14 protein-coding genes are annotated in these 19,506 nt (G+C 66.2%); 7 read left to right on the top strand and 7 right to left on the bottom strand.

From position 1 onward, the window contains the following. Positions 1-1,554: 1,554 nt before the first annotated feature. Genes OWR29_RS06510 through OWR29_RS06500 form a run of 3 tightly spaced genes read right to left on the bottom strand, consistent with a single transcriptional unit; the run spans position 1,555 to position 7,533 of the window. Positions 1,555-4,740, bottom strand: coding sequence for a type I restriction endonuclease subunit R (locus tag OWR29_RS06510; protein ID WP_267561597.1), 3,186 nt, complete (start codon positions 4,738-4,740; stop codon positions 1,555-1,557). Next, the gene (locus OWR29_RS06505; RefSeq protein ID WP_267561596.1) at positions 4,740-5,909 is read right to left on the bottom strand and encodes a restriction endonuclease subunit S; all 1,170 of its coding nucleotides are present in this window, start codon (positions 5,907-5,909) and stop codon (positions 4,740-4,742) included. The genes OWR29_RS06510 and OWR29_RS06505 overlap by 1 nt, the downstream gene beginning before the upstream one ends. Positions 5,910-5,919: 10 nt before the next feature. Next, a complete protein-coding gene (locus OWR29_RS06500; RefSeq protein WP_267561595.1) occupies positions 5,920-7,533 on the bottom strand; it encodes a class I SAM-dependent DNA methyltransferase in 1,614 nt (537 codons plus the stop codon). Positions 7,534-7,914: 381 nt separating this feature from the next. Between OWR29_RS06500 and OWR29_RS06495 the strand changes: the two genes are divergently transcribed. Then, the gene (locus tag OWR29_RS06495) at positions 7,915-8,094 is read left to right on the top strand and encodes a hypothetical protein (protein WP_267561594.1); all 180 of its coding nucleotides are present in this window, start codon (positions 7,915-7,917) and stop codon (positions 8,092-8,094) included. 855 nt (positions 8,095-8,949) lie between these two features. Here OWR29_RS06495 and OWR29_RS06490 read toward each other — a convergent pair. Continuing rightward, on the bottom strand, positions 8,950-9,864 hold the full coding sequence (locus tag OWR29_RS06490) for a manganese catalase (protein WP_267561593.1): 915 nt from the start codon (positions 9,862-9,864) through the stop codon (positions 8,950-8,952). Positions 9,865-10,034: 170 nt separating this feature from the next. Between OWR29_RS06490 and OWR29_RS06485 the strand changes: the two genes are divergently transcribed. Further along, positions 10,035-11,279 carry an Nramp family divalent metal transporter gene (locus tag OWR29_RS06485; RefSeq protein WP_267561592.1) on the top strand — a complete coding sequence of 415 codons (1,245 nt, stop codon included), beginning with the start codon at positions 10,035-10,037 and terminating at the stop codon, positions 11,277-11,279. Positions 11,280-11,316: 37 nt separating this feature from the next. Here the strand turns inward: OWR29_RS06485 and OWR29_RS06480 are convergent, their stop codons facing one another. Then, the gene (locus tag OWR29_RS06480; RefSeq protein WP_267561591.1) at positions 11,317-11,955 is read right to left on the bottom strand and encodes a response regulator; all 639 of its coding nucleotides are present in this window, start codon (positions 11,953-11,955) and stop codon (positions 11,317-11,319) included. A 30-nt stretch (positions 11,956-11,985) separates the two neighbouring features. On the opposite strand from OWR29_RS06480, the gene OWR29_RS06475 reads away from it, so the two are divergent. Beyond that, complete coding sequence (locus tag OWR29_RS06475) at positions 11,986-12,636, top strand: sensor histidine kinase (RefSeq protein ID WP_267561590.1); 651 nt, start codon at positions 11,986-11,988, stop codon at positions 12,634-12,636. 55 nt (positions 12,637-12,691) lie between these two features. Continuing rightward, on the top strand, positions 12,692-12,895 hold the full coding sequence (locus OWR29_RS06470; RefSeq protein ID WP_267561589.1) for a hypothetical protein: 204 nt from the start codon (positions 12,692-12,694) through the stop codon (positions 12,893-12,895). Here the strand turns inward: OWR29_RS06470 and OWR29_RS06465 are convergent. Continuing rightward, positions 12,859-13,746 carry an NAD-dependent epimerase/dehydratase family protein gene (locus OWR29_RS06465; protein ID WP_267561588.1) on the bottom strand — a complete coding sequence of 296 codons (888 nt, stop codon included), beginning with the start codon at positions 13,744-13,746 and terminating at the stop codon, positions 12,859-12,861. The genes OWR29_RS06470 and OWR29_RS06465 overlap by 37 nt on opposite strands. Positions 13,747-13,850: 104 nt before the next feature. Further along, entirely contained in the window at positions 13,851-15,842 is a 1,992-nt protein-coding gene (locus tag OWR29_RS06460; RefSeq protein ID WP_267561587.1) for a glycosyl hydrolase family 28-related protein, read from the bottom strand. A gap of 112 nt (positions 15,843-15,954) precedes the next feature. Here OWR29_RS06460 and OWR29_RS06455 point away from each other — a divergent pair, with 112 nt between their 5' ends. From OWR29_RS06455 to OWR29_RS06445, 3 genes are all read left to right on the top strand, one after another. After that, positions 15,955-16,935 (top strand): hypothetical protein, encoded by a 981-nt coding sequence (locus OWR29_RS06455; RefSeq protein WP_267561586.1) that lies wholly within the window; start codon positions 15,955-15,957, stop codon positions 16,933-16,935. A gap of 38 nt (positions 16,936-16,973) precedes the next feature. Beyond that, entirely contained in the window at positions 16,974-18,200 is a 1,227-nt protein-coding gene (locus OWR29_RS06450) for a CehA/McbA family metallohydrolase (RefSeq protein WP_267561585.1), read from the top strand. Between the two features lie 84 nt (positions 18,201-18,284). Beyond that, the gene (locus OWR29_RS06445; protein WP_267561584.1) at positions 18,285-19,499 is read left to right on the top strand and encodes a CehA/McbA family metallohydrolase; all 1,215 of its coding nucleotides are present in this window, start codon (positions 18,285-18,287) and stop codon (positions 19,497-19,499) included. Positions 19,500-19,506: the final 7 nt, after the last annotated feature.

Genomic DNA, 19,506 nt, shown 5'->3' with positions numbered 1-19,506 from the left:
TACAAATGCTGTCTGTCTAACGATCGAGCAGAACAACCCACGGATGGATACCTTGTCCTCCAACGATGACAAGTCCAGGATTCGATTCGTGGGCAGCTGTCAGGGCTCCCGTCGACCCTTACGACGGGGTCAAAGTGGCAGCCGACTGCCACCACCTCAAGCACGGGATACGGCGCCACCCTGCTCCTGTGAATCGGGCCCGCGGCAACCTTCCGGAAACCATCCGGTTCAACCAATACGCCCATCAGATGACTACCGACGTTCTCGCTGTGCCACCCGCGTTTCACCCCGCCAGGCCACCGACCTGGCCTCCGAAGTCGGACGGCTCGGCTGACTTTACGCTATGCGCTGCTCATCGCTGAGTACTGAGCGTTGATCAAGCTCTGCGACCTGTGCCCCAACCCCCTCCGCCGGCAAGATTCCGCACCGCCGCAAGAACACTCAGAATGCCGCTTATGGTGTGCCGCCGCTCGGACGTCGCCGACGTGGCAATGCCCTAGCCCACTCGTCGTGGGAATCGGCGGTGGCCGAGACTGAGTCGACGAAGCCCTCTACCAAATCCTTTCTATTGCGAAGGCCCGGGCTTGCACTGACGGCATGGGTAATCTCAGCGTGGATTCTCTTGTCCTGGTCGTCACCCTTAGCTTCACGTGCTTTCGGACAATTAGTCGGCCGACAGCGGGCGTACTGGCAGCTTGAACTGCGTCTCAATCCGCTCGGTGAGGCGTTCATGATCGTGGACGAGTTCGCGCAGCGAAGCCAACGGCTCCTCGCCGTTCCGTTCGGTCCCTGACCTCCATGTTTCTTGGCGCATGTCCACACACGAGGCGCAGGACTAACTTCGGCTTGCGCGAGCTGACACAATCCGTCGGAAAATCGATGGTCGCTCGGCGATCGAGCGTCTGAAGTGGTTGGGCAACTCATTCGCCGCTGGGGTCGGACGTAGGACACGTCGCTATGTTGGAGCCTATAACTAACCTCGGCCCTCGAGTCACGTAGGTTCTGTCGTACCGGCCGGTTACGGTATCGCCTATTTATCGCCTCGTAGCTGCCAATAGGCATACGTGACCCGCTGCCTAGTTCGGCGATCGTGAGCCAGCGACCGGTACGCACCGACGGACCCGTGCCGGCGAGGCACGTTCGTGAAGGCTCGTTGATGTCGAAGATTGCGATCCTTCGGCGGCCTACATTCATGTGGACACCTGTGATGCCACTGTCGGTTTACCGTCGCCCGAACCGCGCTCACGCAGGCCGGCATCGACGAAACGGTCCAAAGATTTAGGTCCCAACGGCTGAAGCTCCGCTGCGTATGCGCGCGCGCCGGACACGGGTTCTACTAACCCGCGTTGATGCCTGATATCACCGGAGTTGTTCGACGCAGCAACTATTCCGGTAGTCCTCAGCCTCGTGGATCGGTTTGCTCACTTAGGACTGCATAGGCACGGGTCTCAGCGGACGGCCGCCTAGCCACCAGGAATACCCAAGCTCATAGGACGCTGACTTGCTCGTACTGGCTTGTCGGAATGAGGGACGCCGAGGAGTTGTAGGTCCGGGTTAGGGTGCCTCAGCTGCTGCCATCTGTTCGGCCTGTTGGATGATCAGCTCGGTCGCAAGCGGTTCCTTGTCCGGGGGATATCCATGCTTGAGGAGGAGCCGCTTGATCCGTGTCCGTAGTTTCGCGCGCACGGTCTCCTTGATCTGCCAGTCGGTCTTGGCGTCGTTGCGGACAATCGCGGTGAGCTCGTGCGCGATGAGGACCATGACCTCATCCTTCATAGCCTCACGCGCCGATTCGTTGGTGGCCAGAGCGTCGTAGAACGCGAGCTCGTTGTCACTGAGGCCCGTCTCCTCGCCGCGCTGCCGCTGCGCGCGGATCGCCTTGGCGATCTCGACGATCTCGGCGATGACCTGGGCGGCGTCGATGGTGCGGTTTTGGTAGCGGTTGAGCGCCTCCGACAGCATCTCGGAGAACTTGCGCCCGGCCACGACGTTTCGCCTTCCGACGATCCTGACTTCGTTGGAAATCAGGCGCCGCACTGCCTCCAGCTGCAATGACTTGTTGTCAGACGCGGCGAATTTAGCGCGAAACTCGTCGTCGATTACGGAGATGTCAGGCTTCTCGAGCCCGGCCTGGGCGAAGATGTCGATGACCCCGGAGCCGGCCATATGCTCACTGATGATCTGACGCACCGCCGTGTCGAGGACCGCCTCCCCGTCGGAGGAGCGATCGAGCGCCTCGATCTTGGCGATTGACTGGCGTACGGCGTCGAAGAAGGCCACGTCTTCACGAATAGCGGTCGCGCCATCTGAAGTCGGCACAAGCGAGAACAGCCGCTTCAACCGCCCGGCGTGTGCCATGAAACGCTTCTTGAGAGACGGCCCGTCCGGAGTATCGGCGTCGAACTCTCCCGACTGGACGTCATCGCCAGTCTCTTCGACCGCGCCTTCCGACTCCAGAAGGTGATCCACAGTGGCGGTAACTGCATACACGAATGCCTTAGCGTTCCCGGATCCGAGAATGGTGACCCAGTCGATCTCGTGCAGTAAGTCGGAGACGATCGCGTGCTCGGTGAGCATCTCCGGGATCGCGGCGAGGCGCACGTCCTCGCCGATAGCGCGGTCCTGCTTGTCGCGGTCAGTGTAAGTGGTCAGGGCGTCCTTGAGGTTCTCGGCGATCCCGATGTAATCCACGATCAGCCCGGCTGGCTTGTCCTTGAACGTGCGGTTCACGCGCGTGATGGCTTGCATGAGCCCCGCTGAGCGCATCGGCTTGTCCACGTACATGGTGTGCATTGGCGGAGAGTCGAACCCGGTGAGCCACATGTCCCGCACGATTACCAGCTCCAGCGGGTCGTCCACATTTGATGCGCGTACCTTCATCGCACGGCGCTCCTGCTGGTTGCGAATGTGCGGCTGGAACGATGCCGGGTCGGTCGCGTTCCCGGTGATGACGACCTTGACTACACCAGCCTTGTCGTCGTCTGAGTGCCACTCGGGTCGGAGCGCAATGATCGCCCCGTACAGGTCGACGGCGATGCGCCGCGACATGGCAACGATCATCGCCTTGCCCGCCAGCACCTGCCGACGGGCGTCCCATTGCTCGACGATGTCGGCAGCAAGCTGTTTGATGCGTTTGTCCGAGCCGACGATAGCTTCGACCTTGGCCCACTTCGACTTCAGACGCTCGGAGATCTCCTCCTCCGAACCGACCGTGGCATCGTCAAACTCGTCATCGATCTCTGCCTTCGCATCCTCGGGCAACTCGACTCGGGCAAGGCGAGGCTCGTAGAACACCTTGACAGTGACGCCGTCCTCAATGGCCTGCGTCATGTCGTAGACGTCGATGTACTCGCCGAAGATCTCCGCGGTCGAGCGGTCCTTTTCGTCAATCGGCGTGCCGGTGAATCCGATGAACGACGCTTCGGGTAGCGCGTCGCGCACATTTCGTGCGAACCCGTCGATGACGTCGTAGTTCGACCGATGCGCCTCGTCGACCATCACCACGATGTTGTGCCGCTCCGACAGCAGCGGGAAGGAGCGGCCGGCGTCGCGGTCCTCTTTGGTCAAGCCGAATTTCTGCAGTGTGGTGAAGATGATCCCACCCGACTCCCGGCCGGTCAGAAGGTCCTTCAGATGCTGGCGGGACTCTGCCTTTACTGGCGCTTCTGGCAGGGGTGAGCCCGGTTTGGAAGGAGCGAACGTCTCGTCGAAAAGCTGGTCGTCCAGGTCGTTGCGGTCGGTCAGCACGACCAGTGTCGGGTTCTCCATCCCAGGATGGGTCATCACCTTGCCCGCGTAGTACGCCATCTCCAGCGACTTGCCAGATCCCTGAGTGTGCCACACGACGCCGATACGACCGTCGGTCTCGACCGACTCTAGCGTCTGATCGACTGCCTTGTTCACTGCCCAGTACTGGTGGTACTTCGCCACCGCCTTGCGTGTTTCGGTGCCCTCCCCGAAGGTGGCGACGAAGTGCCGTACGAGGTCGAAGAAAACCTCCGGGCGGAACATGCCTCGGGTGAGCACCTCGATCTGGGGGATGCGGTGTCCGTCGAGATTCTTTGGGTCACGAACCGTGCCGTCAATCGTCTTCCACGCTGCCCAATGGTTCCATGGAGCCGAGAATGACCCCGCGAGCGCCTCGTACCCGTCGGAAACGACAGCGACCTGATTCCACTTGAACAGCTCCGGGATCTGGCTGCGGTAGGTCTGCAACTGCCGGAACGCGCCGCTGACCTTCGCGTACGCCTTCCCGATCCGCTTGAGCTCAAAAATCACCATCGGCAACCCATTGACGAATAGCAAGACGTCGGGCCGGCGAGTCTTCTTTGGACCCTCGATTGAGAACTGGTTGACTGCCACTAGGTCATTAGTTCGCGGATTCTCCCAGTCGACCAGCCGCGCCCGGTCGGACCGCAGGCTGCCATCTGCCTCGTGGTACTCGACCGGAACGCCTTGAGTCAGGTAGCGGTACGCAGCCCAGTTCTCCGACTCCACAGCCGGGGACTCGGTACGTGTTGCTGTCGCCACAACGTCATCTACGACCGCCGGCGGAAGCTCAGGATTGAGCTGCTGAACCGCCATGCGCAGTCGGCCAAGGAGAACAACCTCGCGATAGTCCGAGCGCTCCGCAGCCAGCTCGCCCGGCGCGATGTCGGGACCATGGACCTGCGGCCAGCCGAGTTCCTCCAGGATCTCGAGGACCCAGCGCTCGAGGTCGTCCTCCGTCGGCCCAACCATCACGCCACCGCCAAACTCCCCGAGACCCTGACTTTGCCCGACATCAATAATGGCAGAAGTTCGTCACGAGAGCGGGTGAGATCGTCGATCTCCTCTCTCAGGGCTCGGATCGTTGCGAAGGCGGTCTCCGCCGCTGGACGGAACCGAGCCAGTGAGTCCGGGTTGGGTAGCGCCATCGGGTAATTTGCGATCGTGTCGGCTGAGACCCGCTGACGTCCGGATGACCCGTTCATATTGGCAATCGCGTAGTCACGGAAGCGTTGGCTGCGAGTCAGCATGTACGGCCAGTGGCATCCGACGCCACCACGGTCACGGAGCACGAGGAACTCTGTCGAGCCGATCGCCACCTCGTCACCGTCGAGCACATCGACGAATGCCGCCTTGCCGTTCTCGAGGCATGGGGTCAGGCGTGCCAGCAACGTGTCCGAGTTTTGGAAGCGCGAGCCACCGGTAGGCGCACGGCGAACCATAGATGTGATTCGTGATGAGTCCGTGGGAAGAGCGGCCATGTCAACGTAGGCTGCCTCGCCCGTAGGTTTCGCGAGACGCGGATTCACCGCTGCCAGGTCACCCAGGGTGATCCCGCCGAACACCGGGGGAGTGTCGAAGCTCTCGGCCGCGAACACCGCGTGCATCTGGTCTTCGAGGTTACGCGCAAGCCTTCGGTTCGCTTCCATGAGGTCATCGAAGGCGTTTAGCACACCAGCGATCCGCCGCTGCTCGTCCAATGGGGGGAGAGGGAAGAGTTGGGCCCCGAAAGCCTCACGTGTAAGCGAAGGGTTCGAACTTCCATCTTTCAGATGGTTAAGTCCGACGTACCCAACTAGATAATAGGCGAATCTCAGGTCGACGTCCTGGCGAGCTTTCATTGAGTAGGCGGTGTCGATTACCCAATAGTCGCAGTCGACCCATTTGACCCCGAGATTCCCCATTCCCTTGCGGCCGAGGACTACCCCTGGTCCAGTAAAGAGTGCAGTGTCATGCCAGCCGGTCACACCGTTGGAACCGAAGACCGGTATTTGACCGGGTCGTCGTGACGATTCGGTCAGGGCTTTGCCGTACTTAAGATCGAACATCGTCGACGACCGCACGAGCGGCCATGGGATAGCGACGCTTCTTGCAAAGCCGCGGGCAAGCTCCGCACCGCCCGTGGTCGTTGCAGTGTCCAAGTCTCGAACCTCAGCCAATTTCCGGGTCCAATGAGTCAAGAGCGATCAGTACCGCGTCCTGAAGTGCTCCGCGCCGCTCGAACCCCTCGCGAATCTCGGCAGAGAGGCGAGCGATCTTTTCACCAAGAGGCTCGCCGTCGTCTTCGATATCTTCGGAGCCGACGTACCGGCCGGGGGTGAGGGTGTAGTGATTCTGGCCGATCTCGGCCGTCGACACGGAACGGCAGAAACCAGGCACATCCTCGTAGGGCGTGTCGGTACTCGTGTCGGTCCCGCGCCAAGAGTGGTACGCGTCTGCGACGCGCAGAATATCGTCGGTGGTGAATTCACGAAGCGTGCGCGTGGTCATTGCCCCGAGCTTGCGGGCGTCAATGAAGAGCGTCTCATTGGTGCGAACGCGGGTCGTGTGGCCGTGCCGGCTGACCGATCCCTTGTTCTTGGTGAGAAACCAAAGGCACACAGGAATCTGAGTTCCGTAGAAGAGCTGCGGGGGCAGGGCGACGATGCACTCGACGACGTCGTCCTCGATCATCGCCTTACGGATGTCGCCCTCACCGTTCTGCTGCGACGACAGCGAACCGTTCGCCAGGACGGTACCAACCGTACCGATGGGCGTAGTGTGATGCAGGAAGTGCTGCAGCCACGCGTAGTTTGCGTTCTGGATGGGTGGCGAGCCGTACTTCCAGCGCACGTCGTTACGGAGCCGTTCGCCGCCCCAGTCACTGTCGTTAAACGGAGGGTTGGCGATCACGAAGTCTGCCCGGAGGTCAGGGTGGGTGTCGGCGTGGAATGAGTCACCCCACTGCGGGCCGAGGTTGCCCTCTATGCCGCGCAGCGCGAGGTTCATCTTCGCCAGCCTCCACGTGGTCGGATTGGACTCTTGACCGAATACGGAGATGTCATTGCGCGATCCGCCGTGGGCGGCGACAAACTTATCGGCCTGCACAAACATGCCACCCGAGCCGCAGGCTGGGTCGAGAACACGTCCTCGGTAGGGCTGGAGCATTTCGACGAGAAGCTCGACCACCGGGCGGGGGGTGTAGAACTCGCCGGCCTTCTTGCCTTCATTCGAAGCGAACTGGCCCAGGAAGTATTCGTACACGCGACCAAGCACATCCAGGCCGGAGAACTCGGCCGCCGCGAGATCCTGCCGGGAAAATGTGTCGATGAGGCCGCCAAGGTCCTCGCTGCGCAGCTCGGCCTGCGTGTAGTTCTTCGGGAGGACGCCCTTCAACGTCGGATTTTCGCGCTCGATCGCATCCATCGCGTTGTTGACGCGCTTGCCGATGTCGGATTGCTTCGCGGCCGTGCGTAGATCCTCCCAGCGGTGCCCCTCGGGGACCCAGAACACTCCCTCGGCGGTATATTCGTCGCGGTCATCAAGTACTGACTTCTTCGCCTCGAGCGTCGGCATGAAGTAGTCGGAAGACTCGTCGTCGACCAGCTTGGTAAGCTGAGCGTGCCGAACCATGAAGGTGTCCGAGACATATTTGAGGAAGATTAGACCGAGCACGACGTGCTTGTATACGGCTGAATCCATCCTTCCACGAAGCTTGTCCGCGGCAGCCCAGAGTGTTGCTTCCAAGCTCTCGGACTGGTTTCTCTTCTTCGGCGGCACGATCACCCCTCAGTTCTCAGCGTAAGGGCTCCATCCTGGCATGTGCATCGCACGGATCCGACACGACCCGCAAGCTGCCACGACGATCCGGCCGATGGACCGTGGCTTGCCGCACAGCGTAAGGTTGCGGTTCGCCTTGACCACCGCTGTTGACGATCTTCCACACGAGGCGTAAGCGGGACGAACGGGAAATCGGCCGGGCGTGCAGTGCGTTGGTGCGATGCATCGATTAGGCCAAAAGGTCGTGGATTAGGACTGCGAGGTCTTGAGTGAAGGCGGCGGTTGGGCCCGCGATGCGGGAACGGCGGATGGCTGAGCCCGGCGCAGCTGACGCTTACAACGCTGCGCGGCTGGAGTTCGAGCTCGTCCGTTCAGTTGGCGAGCTTCATGAGCCCTTCGCTGCTCGAGCCAGGCGCAGCGGGCAACGCATCGGGCATGATGCAGTCCGCGGTTGCCCGATTCGTGGCCGGCCGAACCATTTCGACCTTGGCGGTGACGGAACGCTTGGCGACCGCGCCGGACGTGGGCCTCAAAGTGGTTTTCGAGCCGCGCGGCGAGGCCGCCTGACCGGTGTCACGAGATTCTGACCTTGCTAGAACCCGTAGCGGAACAGCCGCGATAACAATCGAGCGGTTCGCATGCTGCAACGTCCGGTCCCCCGGGTTCGAACCTCTCCCTGGATCTACGATCCGGGCGGGTCTGAAGTCGGCTCACCGCTGGCCGTCGATCGCTCGACCCGCGGAGCACACCTCGAGCGAGTGCTCTGTAACAGAGGGGCCCTTGCTGGGTGCTTCTGCTAGTTCGCGTAGGGAATCGGGGTCCATCCACATTAGGAAACCGATGCTCTATCCCTTGGACTACAAGGGCCTGCGGCCCACGTCGCATCTAGCACACTCGGTGCCGCGCCGAAACACCACCTCGCCGACCCGGCGCTCGCCGCCCGGCTGCTCGGTGTAGACGTACCTGTACTGATCGACGATTCAGCGCCGGTACGCCGGCTCGGTCCCCTGCTGAGCGCCCTGTTCGAGTCGCTGGTAACGCTCAGCGTGCGGATCTACGCGCAGGCAGCTGAAGCCACTGTTCATGACCTACGCACCTGAGACAGCCGGCACGAGGTGGACCTCACTATCCAGCGCGCCGATCAACGGATCGTGGCGCTCGAGGTCAAGCTGTCTAGTCGGTGAGCGATGACGATGTCCGTCACTTCGCCTGGCTGCGCGGACAAACTCGGCGGCGATCTGCTCGATGCGGCGGTCATCACCACCGGGTTTGAGGCATACCGCCGCGCTGATGGAATCGCGGTTGTCTCGCTCTGCTTGGTCCGAGCCTGACAACCGGCGCATGCAGCGATTCCGGTGAAGAAGTGCCGCAACTACTTGGGCCGGGCGGGAGGCCCGCCCGGCCTTGAGTAGTAGGGGATCACTAGTCGAGGGCGCCCTTGATCTTGTTCACCACGTTGGCCATGCCTTGGGCGTGGGCGCCGGCTCCGGTGCCGGGCTTGCCCTTGCCCTGGGAGCCGTCGTAGGTGACGAACAGCTTGGGGTCGGGGGCGGGGCCTAGGGGCTTGTCGTCGGTCAGGGGCTGGGCGTCGGGGACGTACTCGATCTTGTCGCCCAGGAGGGTTTCGCCGCGGGCCCAGCGGCCTTCGGCGGCCTGGCTTTCGGGGTCGAAGCTGTAGAACGTGCGGCGGGCGAAGTCCTTCTCGACGTCGCCGTTGCTCTGCTCGATCGGGCTGTCGGTGAAGCCGTCCTCGATCAGCTGCTCGATGCCCAGCAGCCACTGTTGCTGGTGGTAGGTGTCGCGGGCCAGGTTGAACTGGAGCATGTCCTTGACGCCGCGGTCGTCGGTCATGTTGTAGACGCGGCTGGTCTGCAGGCGGCTCTGGGCCTCGGCGGCCACGTTGGAGCGGAAGTCGGCCAGCAGGTTGCCGCTGGCCACGATGTAGCCGGCCTGCCACGGCACGCCCTGGCTGTTGGTCGGCATGGGGCCGCCGCCGGTGACGATCGAGTGCTGCGGGTTCTGGCCGCCGAGCACGGCCGCCAGCACCGGGTTGGCCGCGGCTGCCTTCTCCGTGGCTTCGGCAGGGCCGCCCTCGAGCAGGCGGGCCAGCATGGTCGTGAGCATTTCGACGTGACCGATCTCCTCGGTCGCGATGTCCATGATCATGTCCTTGTACTTGCCGGGCACGCGGCACGACCAGCCCTGCCACAGGTACTGCATCATCACGGTCATCTCGCCGAACTGGCCGCCCACGAGCTCTTGGAGCTTCGCCGCGAAGAACGCGTCCGGCTTCTCCGGCTTGGCCTGGAACTGCAAGTAATCGACGTGCTTGAACATGACGTCCTCCAAAAGCGGTGGAAGCGGTACGCCAACCCACCTACCCGGAGGCATGTCCCTGGCGGGTCAGCCGGTGGCCCGCTCGTGCCGAACCACCCGGCGTCGAACCTGGCCCGTACGGGTCCCGGTCTGGCCCGGTCAGGTCACCGGAACGGGGGACAGAGGCGGCCATGGTGGTTCTCGACGTCGCGCTGCCGATCAAGCGACAGGTGGCGCGGGTCGCGCCCTGGTTCGGGCCGGCCTTTGTGGCTGCCATCGCCTACGCCGACCCCGGGAACTTCGCCACCAACTTCACCGGTGGGGCCACCTTCGGCTATCAGCTGGTGTGGGTGATCGTGGCCGCCAACCTGATGGCCATGCTGATCCAGTCGCTCTCGGCCAAGCTGGGCGTGGTCACCGGCCGCGACCTGCCGCAGCTGTGCCGTGAGCACCTGCCCCGCCGGGTGTCGCGGGTGTTGTGGGTGCAGGCCGAACTGGTGGCCATGGCGACCGACCTGGCCGAGATCATCGGGGGCGCGCTGGCGCTGTACCTGATCTTCGGCATTCCGCTGCCGGTGGGCGGGCTGATCACCTGCGTGGTGGCGTTCGCGCTGCTCGGGCTGCAGAGGCGGGGCGTGCGGCGGTTCGAGGCGGTGATCGGCGGGCTGCTCGGGGTGATCCTGCTCGGCTTCATCTACGACGCGTTGCGGGCCGGCACCGACGTGGCCGGGATCGCGGGCGGGCTGGTGCCGACGTTCTCCGGCACCGACAGCCTGCTGCTGGCCACCGGCATTCTGGGCGCCACGGTCATGCCGCACGTCATCTATCTGCATTCGGCGCTGACCAAGTCGCGAGCTCCGGCCGCCGCCGATCCGGCCGAGCGGCGTACGGTATTGCGCTGCCAGCGGGTCGACACGCTGGTCGCCCTGGGTCTGGCCGGGCTGGTCAACCTGGTGATGCTGACGATCGCGGCCCGGCTGTTCTTCGGCAGTGGCATCCCGGGCACCGACACGCTGGAAGGCATCCACGCCGGGCTGGGCGTCACCCTCGACAAGTACGCCGCGCTGGCCTTCGCGATCGCGTTGCTCGCTTCCGGCTTCGCCTCTTCGAGCGTCGGTACGTACGCCGGTCAGGTGGTGATGCAGGGGTTCATCGGCCGCACGATCCCGTTGACCCTGCGCCGCCTGGTCACGATGACCCCGGCCATGGTGATTCTGCTGGTCGGGGCCGACCCCACTGCCGCCCTGGTCTGGTCGCAGGTGGTGCTCTCGTTCGGGGTGCCGTTCGCCCTCATCCCGTTGATCTGGCTGACCCGCCGCCGCGACATCATGGGCGACCAGACCAACCACCCGGTGACGACGGCGATCGCCGTGCTGGCGGCAGGGCTCATCATCGCGCTCAATATGTTCCTGATCATCCGCACATTCACCGTTTGATCGGGAGGCCGCCGGGAACGCGCTGGGCCATGGTGAGTCAGAGCAGCCCGGCACTGCCGGCGAGCGCGGCCGCCTCGGCCCGGCTCGAGACGCGCAGCTTGCGCAGCAGCGTGGCCGTCTGCCGCTTCACCGTCCGCTCCGAGACGTGCAGCTTCCCGGCCATCTCGGTCGTCGACACCCCGGCCGCGATCAGCTGCAGCAGGTCACGTTCCTCCTCGGACAGCGGCACACCGATCCGCCGCGGCCCGGGCGCCTGGGCCATCACGGCAGCCAGCAGCTCCGACGGCAGCACGACCCAGCCGTCCAGCGCGGCCAGCAACGGCTGCAGCAGGTCGGCCGGCTCGCTGCTCTTGGGCAGGAAGCCTTCCGCCCCAGCCCGCAACGCCTGCACGGCCGGCCCGGGGTCGTCGTCACCCGACATCGCCAGCACCCGTACGCGCGGCGCCTCGTGCCGGATGGCGGCGATCGCGCGCACCCCGCCCGGCGGTGGCATGTGCAGGTCGACCATGACCAGGTCGGGCACGACCCGGCGGACCAGGCCGGCCGCCGCCGCGGCGTCGTTGGTGCTGGCGACCACGGTGGCCCGGCCGCTGCTCACCTCGGGCAGCAGCAGCTCGAGTCCACGCACGAAGAGGGGATGGTCGTCGACGATGGCGATCCGGATGCCTGCACGCATGGCGCGCGCATTCCCGAGGGAAGCCGACTCATGCGTTTGAGGCCACGCCGACCTGAGCCGGAGCCCGCGCTGCTGGCGTTGCGCAGCGTCTGCCACGAGTTGCGGCCGCCGGTGGCCACCCTGACCTCGCTGCTACGGGCTCTGGAGGACCAGCCCAGCCCGGAGCGCCGGGCGGCGCTGGCCCAGCTGGCCGCCGAACACGTCTCGCACGCCGAGTCGGTGCTGCGCCAGGCGGCCGCGGTCGCGCGCGAGCTCAACACCCTGCCGGCCGATCCGGCGCCGCTGGACGAGGTGCTGCCGGTCGTGGCGGCCACCGCGCCCGGCGATCGGCTCGCCGTGGGGGCCAGCTCGGCCGCCCGGCGCTGGCTCGTGCATCCGCAGCACACCCGGCAGATCCTGATCAACCTGGTCGGCAACGCGGTGCGCTACTCCCCCGGGCGGATCCGGTTGTCGGCCGGGCTGCACGGGCGCCGGTTGCGGCTGACCGTGGCCGACCAGGGCGGTCCCACGCCGGAGCTGATGACGGCGATGCGCCGGCAGAGTCCGCCGCCGGACGACCGGGGGCTCGGTCTGTGGCTCGTCCGGCAGCTCATCCGCACCCGCGGCGGGACCGTGCGGGCGGTACCGCTGACGCCGGCCGGATTGGTGATGGAAGTGCGGCTGCCCCGCTATCGCCAGTGACCCTTCCGGGCCACGGCGGGCCCGAACGTGTCAGTCGCCCGGGCAACCGATCGGCATGGGATTCGCGTTGTTTCTTCGTACGGTCGTCGTCACGCCGTGGCTCGCCGGGCTTTTCTGGCATGGCGGGGCCGACGCCCGCACCGTCGCACTGGCCCTCGCGCTGGGCGCCGTCTGGGCGTTCCCGCTGCTCCGCCGGCTCGGCGCGACCTCACACAAGAACGCTCAGCGCGGGTTGGCCGCCACGAACGCGGCGACATAGTCGTCCAGCCGGTGTGCCGGCCGCCAGCCCAGCTCGGCCGCCTTGGTGTTGTCGGCCTGGCCGCGGGTGCGCTCGCCGCGCAGGGCCGGGGTCAGCTCGTAGGGCACGCCGAACATCTGCGCCACCTCGATGATCGGCCACTCGTGCCCGGCCCCGAGCAGATAGCCGTCGCCGCTGCCCTTCTGGGCGACCAGCACGATGCCGCGCACGATGTCGTCGATGTGGGTGAAGTCGCGAGTCTGGGTGCCGGGCGAGACCACCGGCAACGGCTCACCCTGTAGGTACTTGTCCTCGAAGATGCCGATCACCGTCGCGTACTTGCCGCTGGTGATCTGGCCGGGGCCGTAGACGTTGTAGAAGTACGTGATCGCGTAGTCGAGGCCGTACCAGTTCGAGTAGTTCCTGATGTACTCGATGTTCTTGGCCTTGGTCCACGCGTACGGGTTGAGGTTCTCGTCCTGCCCGTCGTTGCCGAACTTCGAGCTGGAGCCCGCGTAGATCAGCTTGGCCCCGGCGGCCGAGGCGAACTTGACCACCTCTTTGGTCCCGAGCAGGTTGTAGTCCCAGGTCAGGTCGTGGTCCTCGAACGAGGTGACGATCCGCGAGTACTCACCGAGGTGGAAGACGATCTCGGGGCTGGGCAGCCCGCGATCGGCCCAGATCTTGGCCAGGTCGGCCGTCGACCCGTCGAGGTAGGTGACCCGGGGGTCGTTGACGTGGTTCTCGGGCACGCCGGTGAAGTAGTTGTCGAGCGAGACGATCGCCGCCGCCGGATAGTCCGTCAGCAGGGTCTTGATCAGGGCGGAACCGACGAACCCGGCTCCACCGGTGACCAGCAGCGTGTGACTCAACGTAACCCTCCGACTGACGACTCCCGATCGAAAAGGCTACCAAGAGCAGGCCGTCCCGCCCGAATCGTTCGAGCGGGACGGCACTCCGTCACAACGACGACGAGCTACCAGGGAGCCGGCGCCGGCGGAGCGACCACCGGCGGGCGGTCGTCGCAGGTGATGGTGTTGGGCAGCAGCCACGGCGCGAGCCAGCCGTCGTTGCCGCCACGGTCGGTCACGGTGAACTCGGAGCCGGCCGGGGTGAAGCCGAACGAGCCGCAGTTGTTGACCGGCACCGCGCCCACGTTGCGGGCGTCGACGTTCTCGAAGCTGGCGCCCCCGGCGACGCGTGCGCTGAGCACACTCGTACCCGTGCCGTCGATCTTCACGTCCTTGAAGTGGACGTTCGGGATCGAGTACAGGTCCTTCACCGGCCAGTCCGAGACCATCATGATCGCGTTGTACGTGTTGTCGAGGTAGTGGTCGCCGGTGACCTGGATGTCGGCCTCGATGCTGCGGTCGAGCGCGAAAATCCAGATCGCGCCCAGCCCGATGTTCCAGTTCAGCTCGTACGTGCCCGCCCGCACCGTCGTGTTGTTGGTGATCTTGAGCGTGCCCGCGAACGGCTCGGCGCCGAACCGGGAACCGGCGTGGATCGCGCTGCCCTCCCGGATCGGGTCGGCGATCAGGTTGTTCGAGACGACGTTGTCCTTCCCGCCGTAGATCGCGATGCCGTTGGCCAGCACCGGCGTCTGCACCGTGTTGCGGTCGAAGGTGTTGCCGGCGTTCGTCGTCTTCTCGGCCCACATGGCCAGGCCGTCGTCGCCGCTGTTGCGGACGAAATTGTTGCGCACCAGCGAGCCGGTGACGCCCGTGTGGAAGTTCAGGGCGTCGGCGATCTGGTCGACGATGATGTTGTTCTCGACCCGTACGTTCGACATCGGCCCGTCGAACCAGAGCCCGACCTTGGTGTGCTGGATGTACAGGTTCTTGATCGTCGAGTCGCTCATCGCGCCGCCGATCCCGTTGATCTGGTCGATGTCGATGCGCTCGCGCACGTCGCCCTGGATGGCGAAGCCGGAGAGGTGGACGTTGCGGCTGCCGCCCTCGTCCGCGTACTTGCCGTAGAACCCGACGCTCGTGTGGGTCGAACCGTCGGCGGCCGGCGTCGAGAGGGCCACCGTGCGGCCCTTGATGACCGTGTACCAGTTGCCGGCGCCCTCGATCGTCACGTCGTCGACGATGATGTGCCGGTCGACCCGGAAGACGCCCGGCGGCACGTAAACCTTGAGCTTGGCCTTCTTGGCGAAGGCGATGGCCTTGTCGAAGGCGGGGGCGGAGTCGCGCTTGCCGGTCGGATCGGCCCCGAAAGCCAGCACGTTGGCGGCCAGCAGATTGACGTACGGAAGTCCGACGAGCTCCGAGTCGAGCAGGTCGACCACCGTCCAGGGCACCGCCGACGACGCGGTGAGGCGCACCTTCTCACCCGCCTTGACCGTGCGGCCGAGCAACAGGCGCTGCTCGTCGTAGAAATGGCTGGGCCGGAACGGCTTGGTGATCACCGGAGCCGGCGTGGTGGCGGCGGGCACGCAGGCGCACTCGGTGATCCACCAGTCCGGGTGCAGCAGGTCGGCGTTGGGGTCGTTGGTGAACGGATATTGGTTGTAGAGCCACGAGTACTGCGAGGTCAGCGTCATCGTGCGGCTGGTGTTCCCGGCCTTGACGGCGAGCGGGGCAGTCAGGCCGCCGCCGGTGGCCGAGTCGGGGATGCTGTAGCGCACGGTGATCGCGTTGGCCGCTTTCGGCAGCGTGAACTCGACGTACTGGCCCGGGGTGAGGCGCACGGCCGACCGGCCCGACGCCTCGGCGGGCAGGGTGTAGGCGGTGCGGTCGGGCCCGATCACCGTGCCGTTGGTCTTGGCCCGTTCCGCCTCTTGCTCGAGGAAGGCGACGGACGCGCCGCGGCCTGCCACCAGCGCGGGGTCGAGAGCGGCTCGGGTGACCGCGGGCGCGGCAGTGGGGACGGTTGCGGCTTGGACAGCGCCGGCGGGGACGACCGCGACGGCGCTCAACGCTATGACGGCCACGGCGACGGGCCTTCGGAAAGCCAGGGACATCGACGAACTCTTCTCTGGACGGGGAGAGGGAACGTGGCTGTGACCATAAGATTGCTGTGACGTAGTCCACAAGCTTTAGTCAGCAGTTTCCGGCAGATTGTTTGGTATTTCCGTGAAGCGATCGGTTTCTTTCACGCTCGTCGTGCTGCTGCTCGCCGCTTGCAGCAATCGGCCGCAAGACCTCGCGTGGACCAGGATCGATCTGCCGGCCGACGGCGCCGTGGTGCTGAGCGACGTGGCCGACTGCGACGGCCACTGGTGGGCGGCCGGCGGCATCAAAGCAGCCGACGGTTCGACCCGCCCGGCCGCCTGGAGCGACGGCGCAGCGGTCACCTTCACGCCGCTACCGTCCAGCTACTACGGTCCGCGGCAGGTGATCAAGAGCGTGGCTTGCGCGGGCGGCCGGGTTGCCATGGTCGGAGCCACGCCGGGCGGCGCCCACGGCAATCCGCGGGTCAGCACCTGGCGCTTCGAGGGCGGGCGCATGGCCGAGAACGCCGCACCCTTCGAGACGTACGGCGGGGACGAAGCCATCGATGTCGGCCCCATCGCCGCCGGGCCGGCCGGATTCGCCATCGCGGGCAACCGCACGAGCGGCGCCGCCGCCTGGTTCTCGCCCGACGGCAAGACGTTCACGTTGAGCGAGTCGGGCACGGCCGGCACGGTCGCCCGCGACGTCGTGCCGCTGGCCGACGGGCGGTGGCTGGTCGTGGGCGGAGCGGCCACGGGCGCGGCGGCCTGGATCGCCGGCCCCGGCGGCTGGTCGCCGGACGGGAAGGTCGCCGTCGACACTTCCGACCTCACCGAGCTCCAGCGCGCGGTCCGGGACGGCGACGACGTGGTGGCGGCCGGCCTGGGGAAGGTCTGGCGGCGGCACAACGGCGCATGGACGGTCACCGGCGCCTTCGTGGGCGGGTCAGACGTACGGGACCTGGCCGTCGCCGATGGACAGAGCGTCGTCGTCGCGGAGAGATTGTGGATCGGCGACGAACGTCGCAGCACACCGGCCGAACCGGTCGCCGTGGCCGCACGCGGCACGACGGTTCTGCTCGCCACGGACGACAGCCTCTGGCAGACCACCGTTCACCGCTGAGACATCCATCGCTGTCGCTTTCTTGCGATGCTCGGCCCATGACCGGCCACGAGCACCACCACCACTCCCCCGACAGCCTCAGCCGCCGATCCCTGCTCGCCGCCTCGGGCGGCCTCCTCGTCCTGGCCGCCACCCCCGGCACCGCGCAGGCCGCCACCACCGGCGTCGCCGTCGACAACACGCCCCAGCGGGCCACCGGCGCCTCCCGCAGCTCGCGCCTCACCCAGGGCACCGCGCTCGTCCACGCCGACCTGCACAACCACACCCTGATGTCGGACGGCGACGGCGACCCGGCCAACGCGTTCGCCTCGATGCGCTCGGCCGGCCTGGACGTGGCCGCGCTGACCGACCACACCACGCTGTTCGCGGTCGAAGGGCTGTCGTCCTCGGAATGGCGGCGGGCCGGGCAGCTGGCCGACGCCGCCAACGTGCCCGGCGCCTACACGGCGCTGCGCGGCTTCGAGTGGTCGCACCCGCTGCTCGGGCACGTCAACGTCTGGTACAGCGGCAACTTCACCGACCTGGGCAGCTCGTCCAGCATGGGCAAGCTGTACGACTTCATCGAGGGATCGGGCGGCATCAGCGGCTTCAACCACCCCGGCCGCGAGATTTTGCGGTTCAACGACTTCTCGTACGACGCGAGCCTGCGCGAGCAGATGGTCGGCCTCGAGATGTTCAACCGCGGCGACGACTACCTGTTCGACGGCTGGTCGAACGGGCAGAGCTCGCCGCTCAACGCGTGCCTCAACGCCGGCTGGCGCACCGGGCTCACCGGCGTGACCGACGAACACGGCACCAACTGGGGCTTCCCCGAAGGCAAGGGCCGCACGGGTCTGTGGGTGGCCGAGAACACCCGCAACGGGGTGCTCGAGGCGATGCGGGCCCGCCGCTTCTTCGCCACCCGGGTCAGTGGACTCCGCCTCGACGCCACGGCCAACGGCGTACGGATGGGAAGCAGCCTGCCCACCGCCCGGGGTGACATCCGCTTCGCGGTCGACCTCGACCGCGGCCCCGACTGGGCCGGCAAGCCGCTCAAGCTGCAGGTGCTGCGCCCGGGAGCGCGGGCCCCGCAGGTGGTCGACGTGATCGACGCCGTGGCCGGCACGACCACCGAGTTCACCGTGCCGCTCGACCTGGCCGACGGCGCCTGGGTGGTCATCCGCGTCTCCGACCCCACCCAGGCCAACGCCTCCCCCGGCCCGTCCGGCCACCCGTGCAATGACTGGGGCGTGGCCTACACCAGCCCCTGGTGGCTCACGGCCTGACCGGCGACCTCGTACGGACCAATCCTGGGCGCCCCTTGCGCGATTCACCTCCGGGTTCGCCCGGGGCCTTGACATGCTCCTCGAGTGAGCGTGCCCCACCACCACAACCGTGTCCGACGACGATCCCTGCTGGCCGCCGCCGGCGGACTGGCCGTGCTGGCCGCGACACCCGGTCGCGCCCAGGCGGCCGGCCGCCGGCGACAGTCGAAGATCAGCCGGGGCACCACCCTCGCCTACGCCGACCTGCACAACCACACGCTGCTGTCGGACGGCATGGGCGAACCCGAGCTGGCCTTCGGCTCGATGCGGTCGGCCGGGGTCGACGTCGCCGCGCTGACCGACCACGCCACCGACCAGGCGCTGACCGGGCTGACCGCGCACAAATGGCGGCAATTGGGGAAGCTGGCCGACGTCGCCTACCGGCCCGGCGACTACACGACGATGCGCGGCTTCGAGTGGTCGCACTCGCACCTGGGCCACATCAACATCTGGTTCACCGACGAGTTCACCGACCTCAACGCGGCCGGCGACACCACAAAGCTGTACGACTGGCTCGCCGGCACCTCCGGCATCGCCAGCTTCAACCACCCGGGCCGCCAGCGCGAACAGTTCGGCGACTTCGCGTACGACCCGCGCATCGCCGACCGCATGGTCGCGCTGGAAATGTTCAACAACGGCGACGACTACCTCTTCGGCGGCTGGCCGACACACGCCTCACCGCTGGTCACCTGCCTCAACGCGGGCTGGCGGACCGGGCTCACCGGCGTCTCCGACGAACACGGCGCGGACTGGGGACACGACGAGGACAAGGGACGCACGGGTCTCTGGGTCACCCGGAACACCCGGTCCGGAGTGCTGGCCGCCATGCGGGAACGGCGGTTCTTCGCCAGCCGGGTCGACGCGCTGCGGCTCGACGCGACAGCCAACGGCGTACGGATGGGAAGCCGCCTGCCCCTCGCCAAGGGCGACGTGACCTTCCGGATCGACCTCGACCCAGGGCCCGTGCTGTCCGAGCGGCCGCTCTGCCTGCAGGTGCTGCGGCCCGGGACGGACGCGCCCGAAGTGGCCGGCCTGGTCCACTTCACCCCCGGCCCGGTCGTCGAAGTCACCGTGCCGCTCGACATCGCCGACGGCGACTGGGTGGTGCTGCGCGTCTCCGACCCGGCCCTGGACAACCCGACACCCGGCCCGGAAGGGCACGCCAGCAACGACTTCGGCCTGGCCTACTCGAGCCCGTGGTGGCTGACCGGCGGATCAACACCGGCCAAGTCATCAACTCGGCACCCGTCCGGCCGATAGGCAGCGC

The organism is Paractinoplanes pyxinae (genome assembly GCF_026626335.1).
GTDB classification, from domain to species: domain Bacteria; phylum Actinomycetota; class Actinomycetes; order Mycobacteriales; family Micromonosporaceae; genus Actinoplanes; species Actinoplanes pyxinae.
This window is presented reverse-complemented; position numbering and strand designations above follow the sequence as displayed.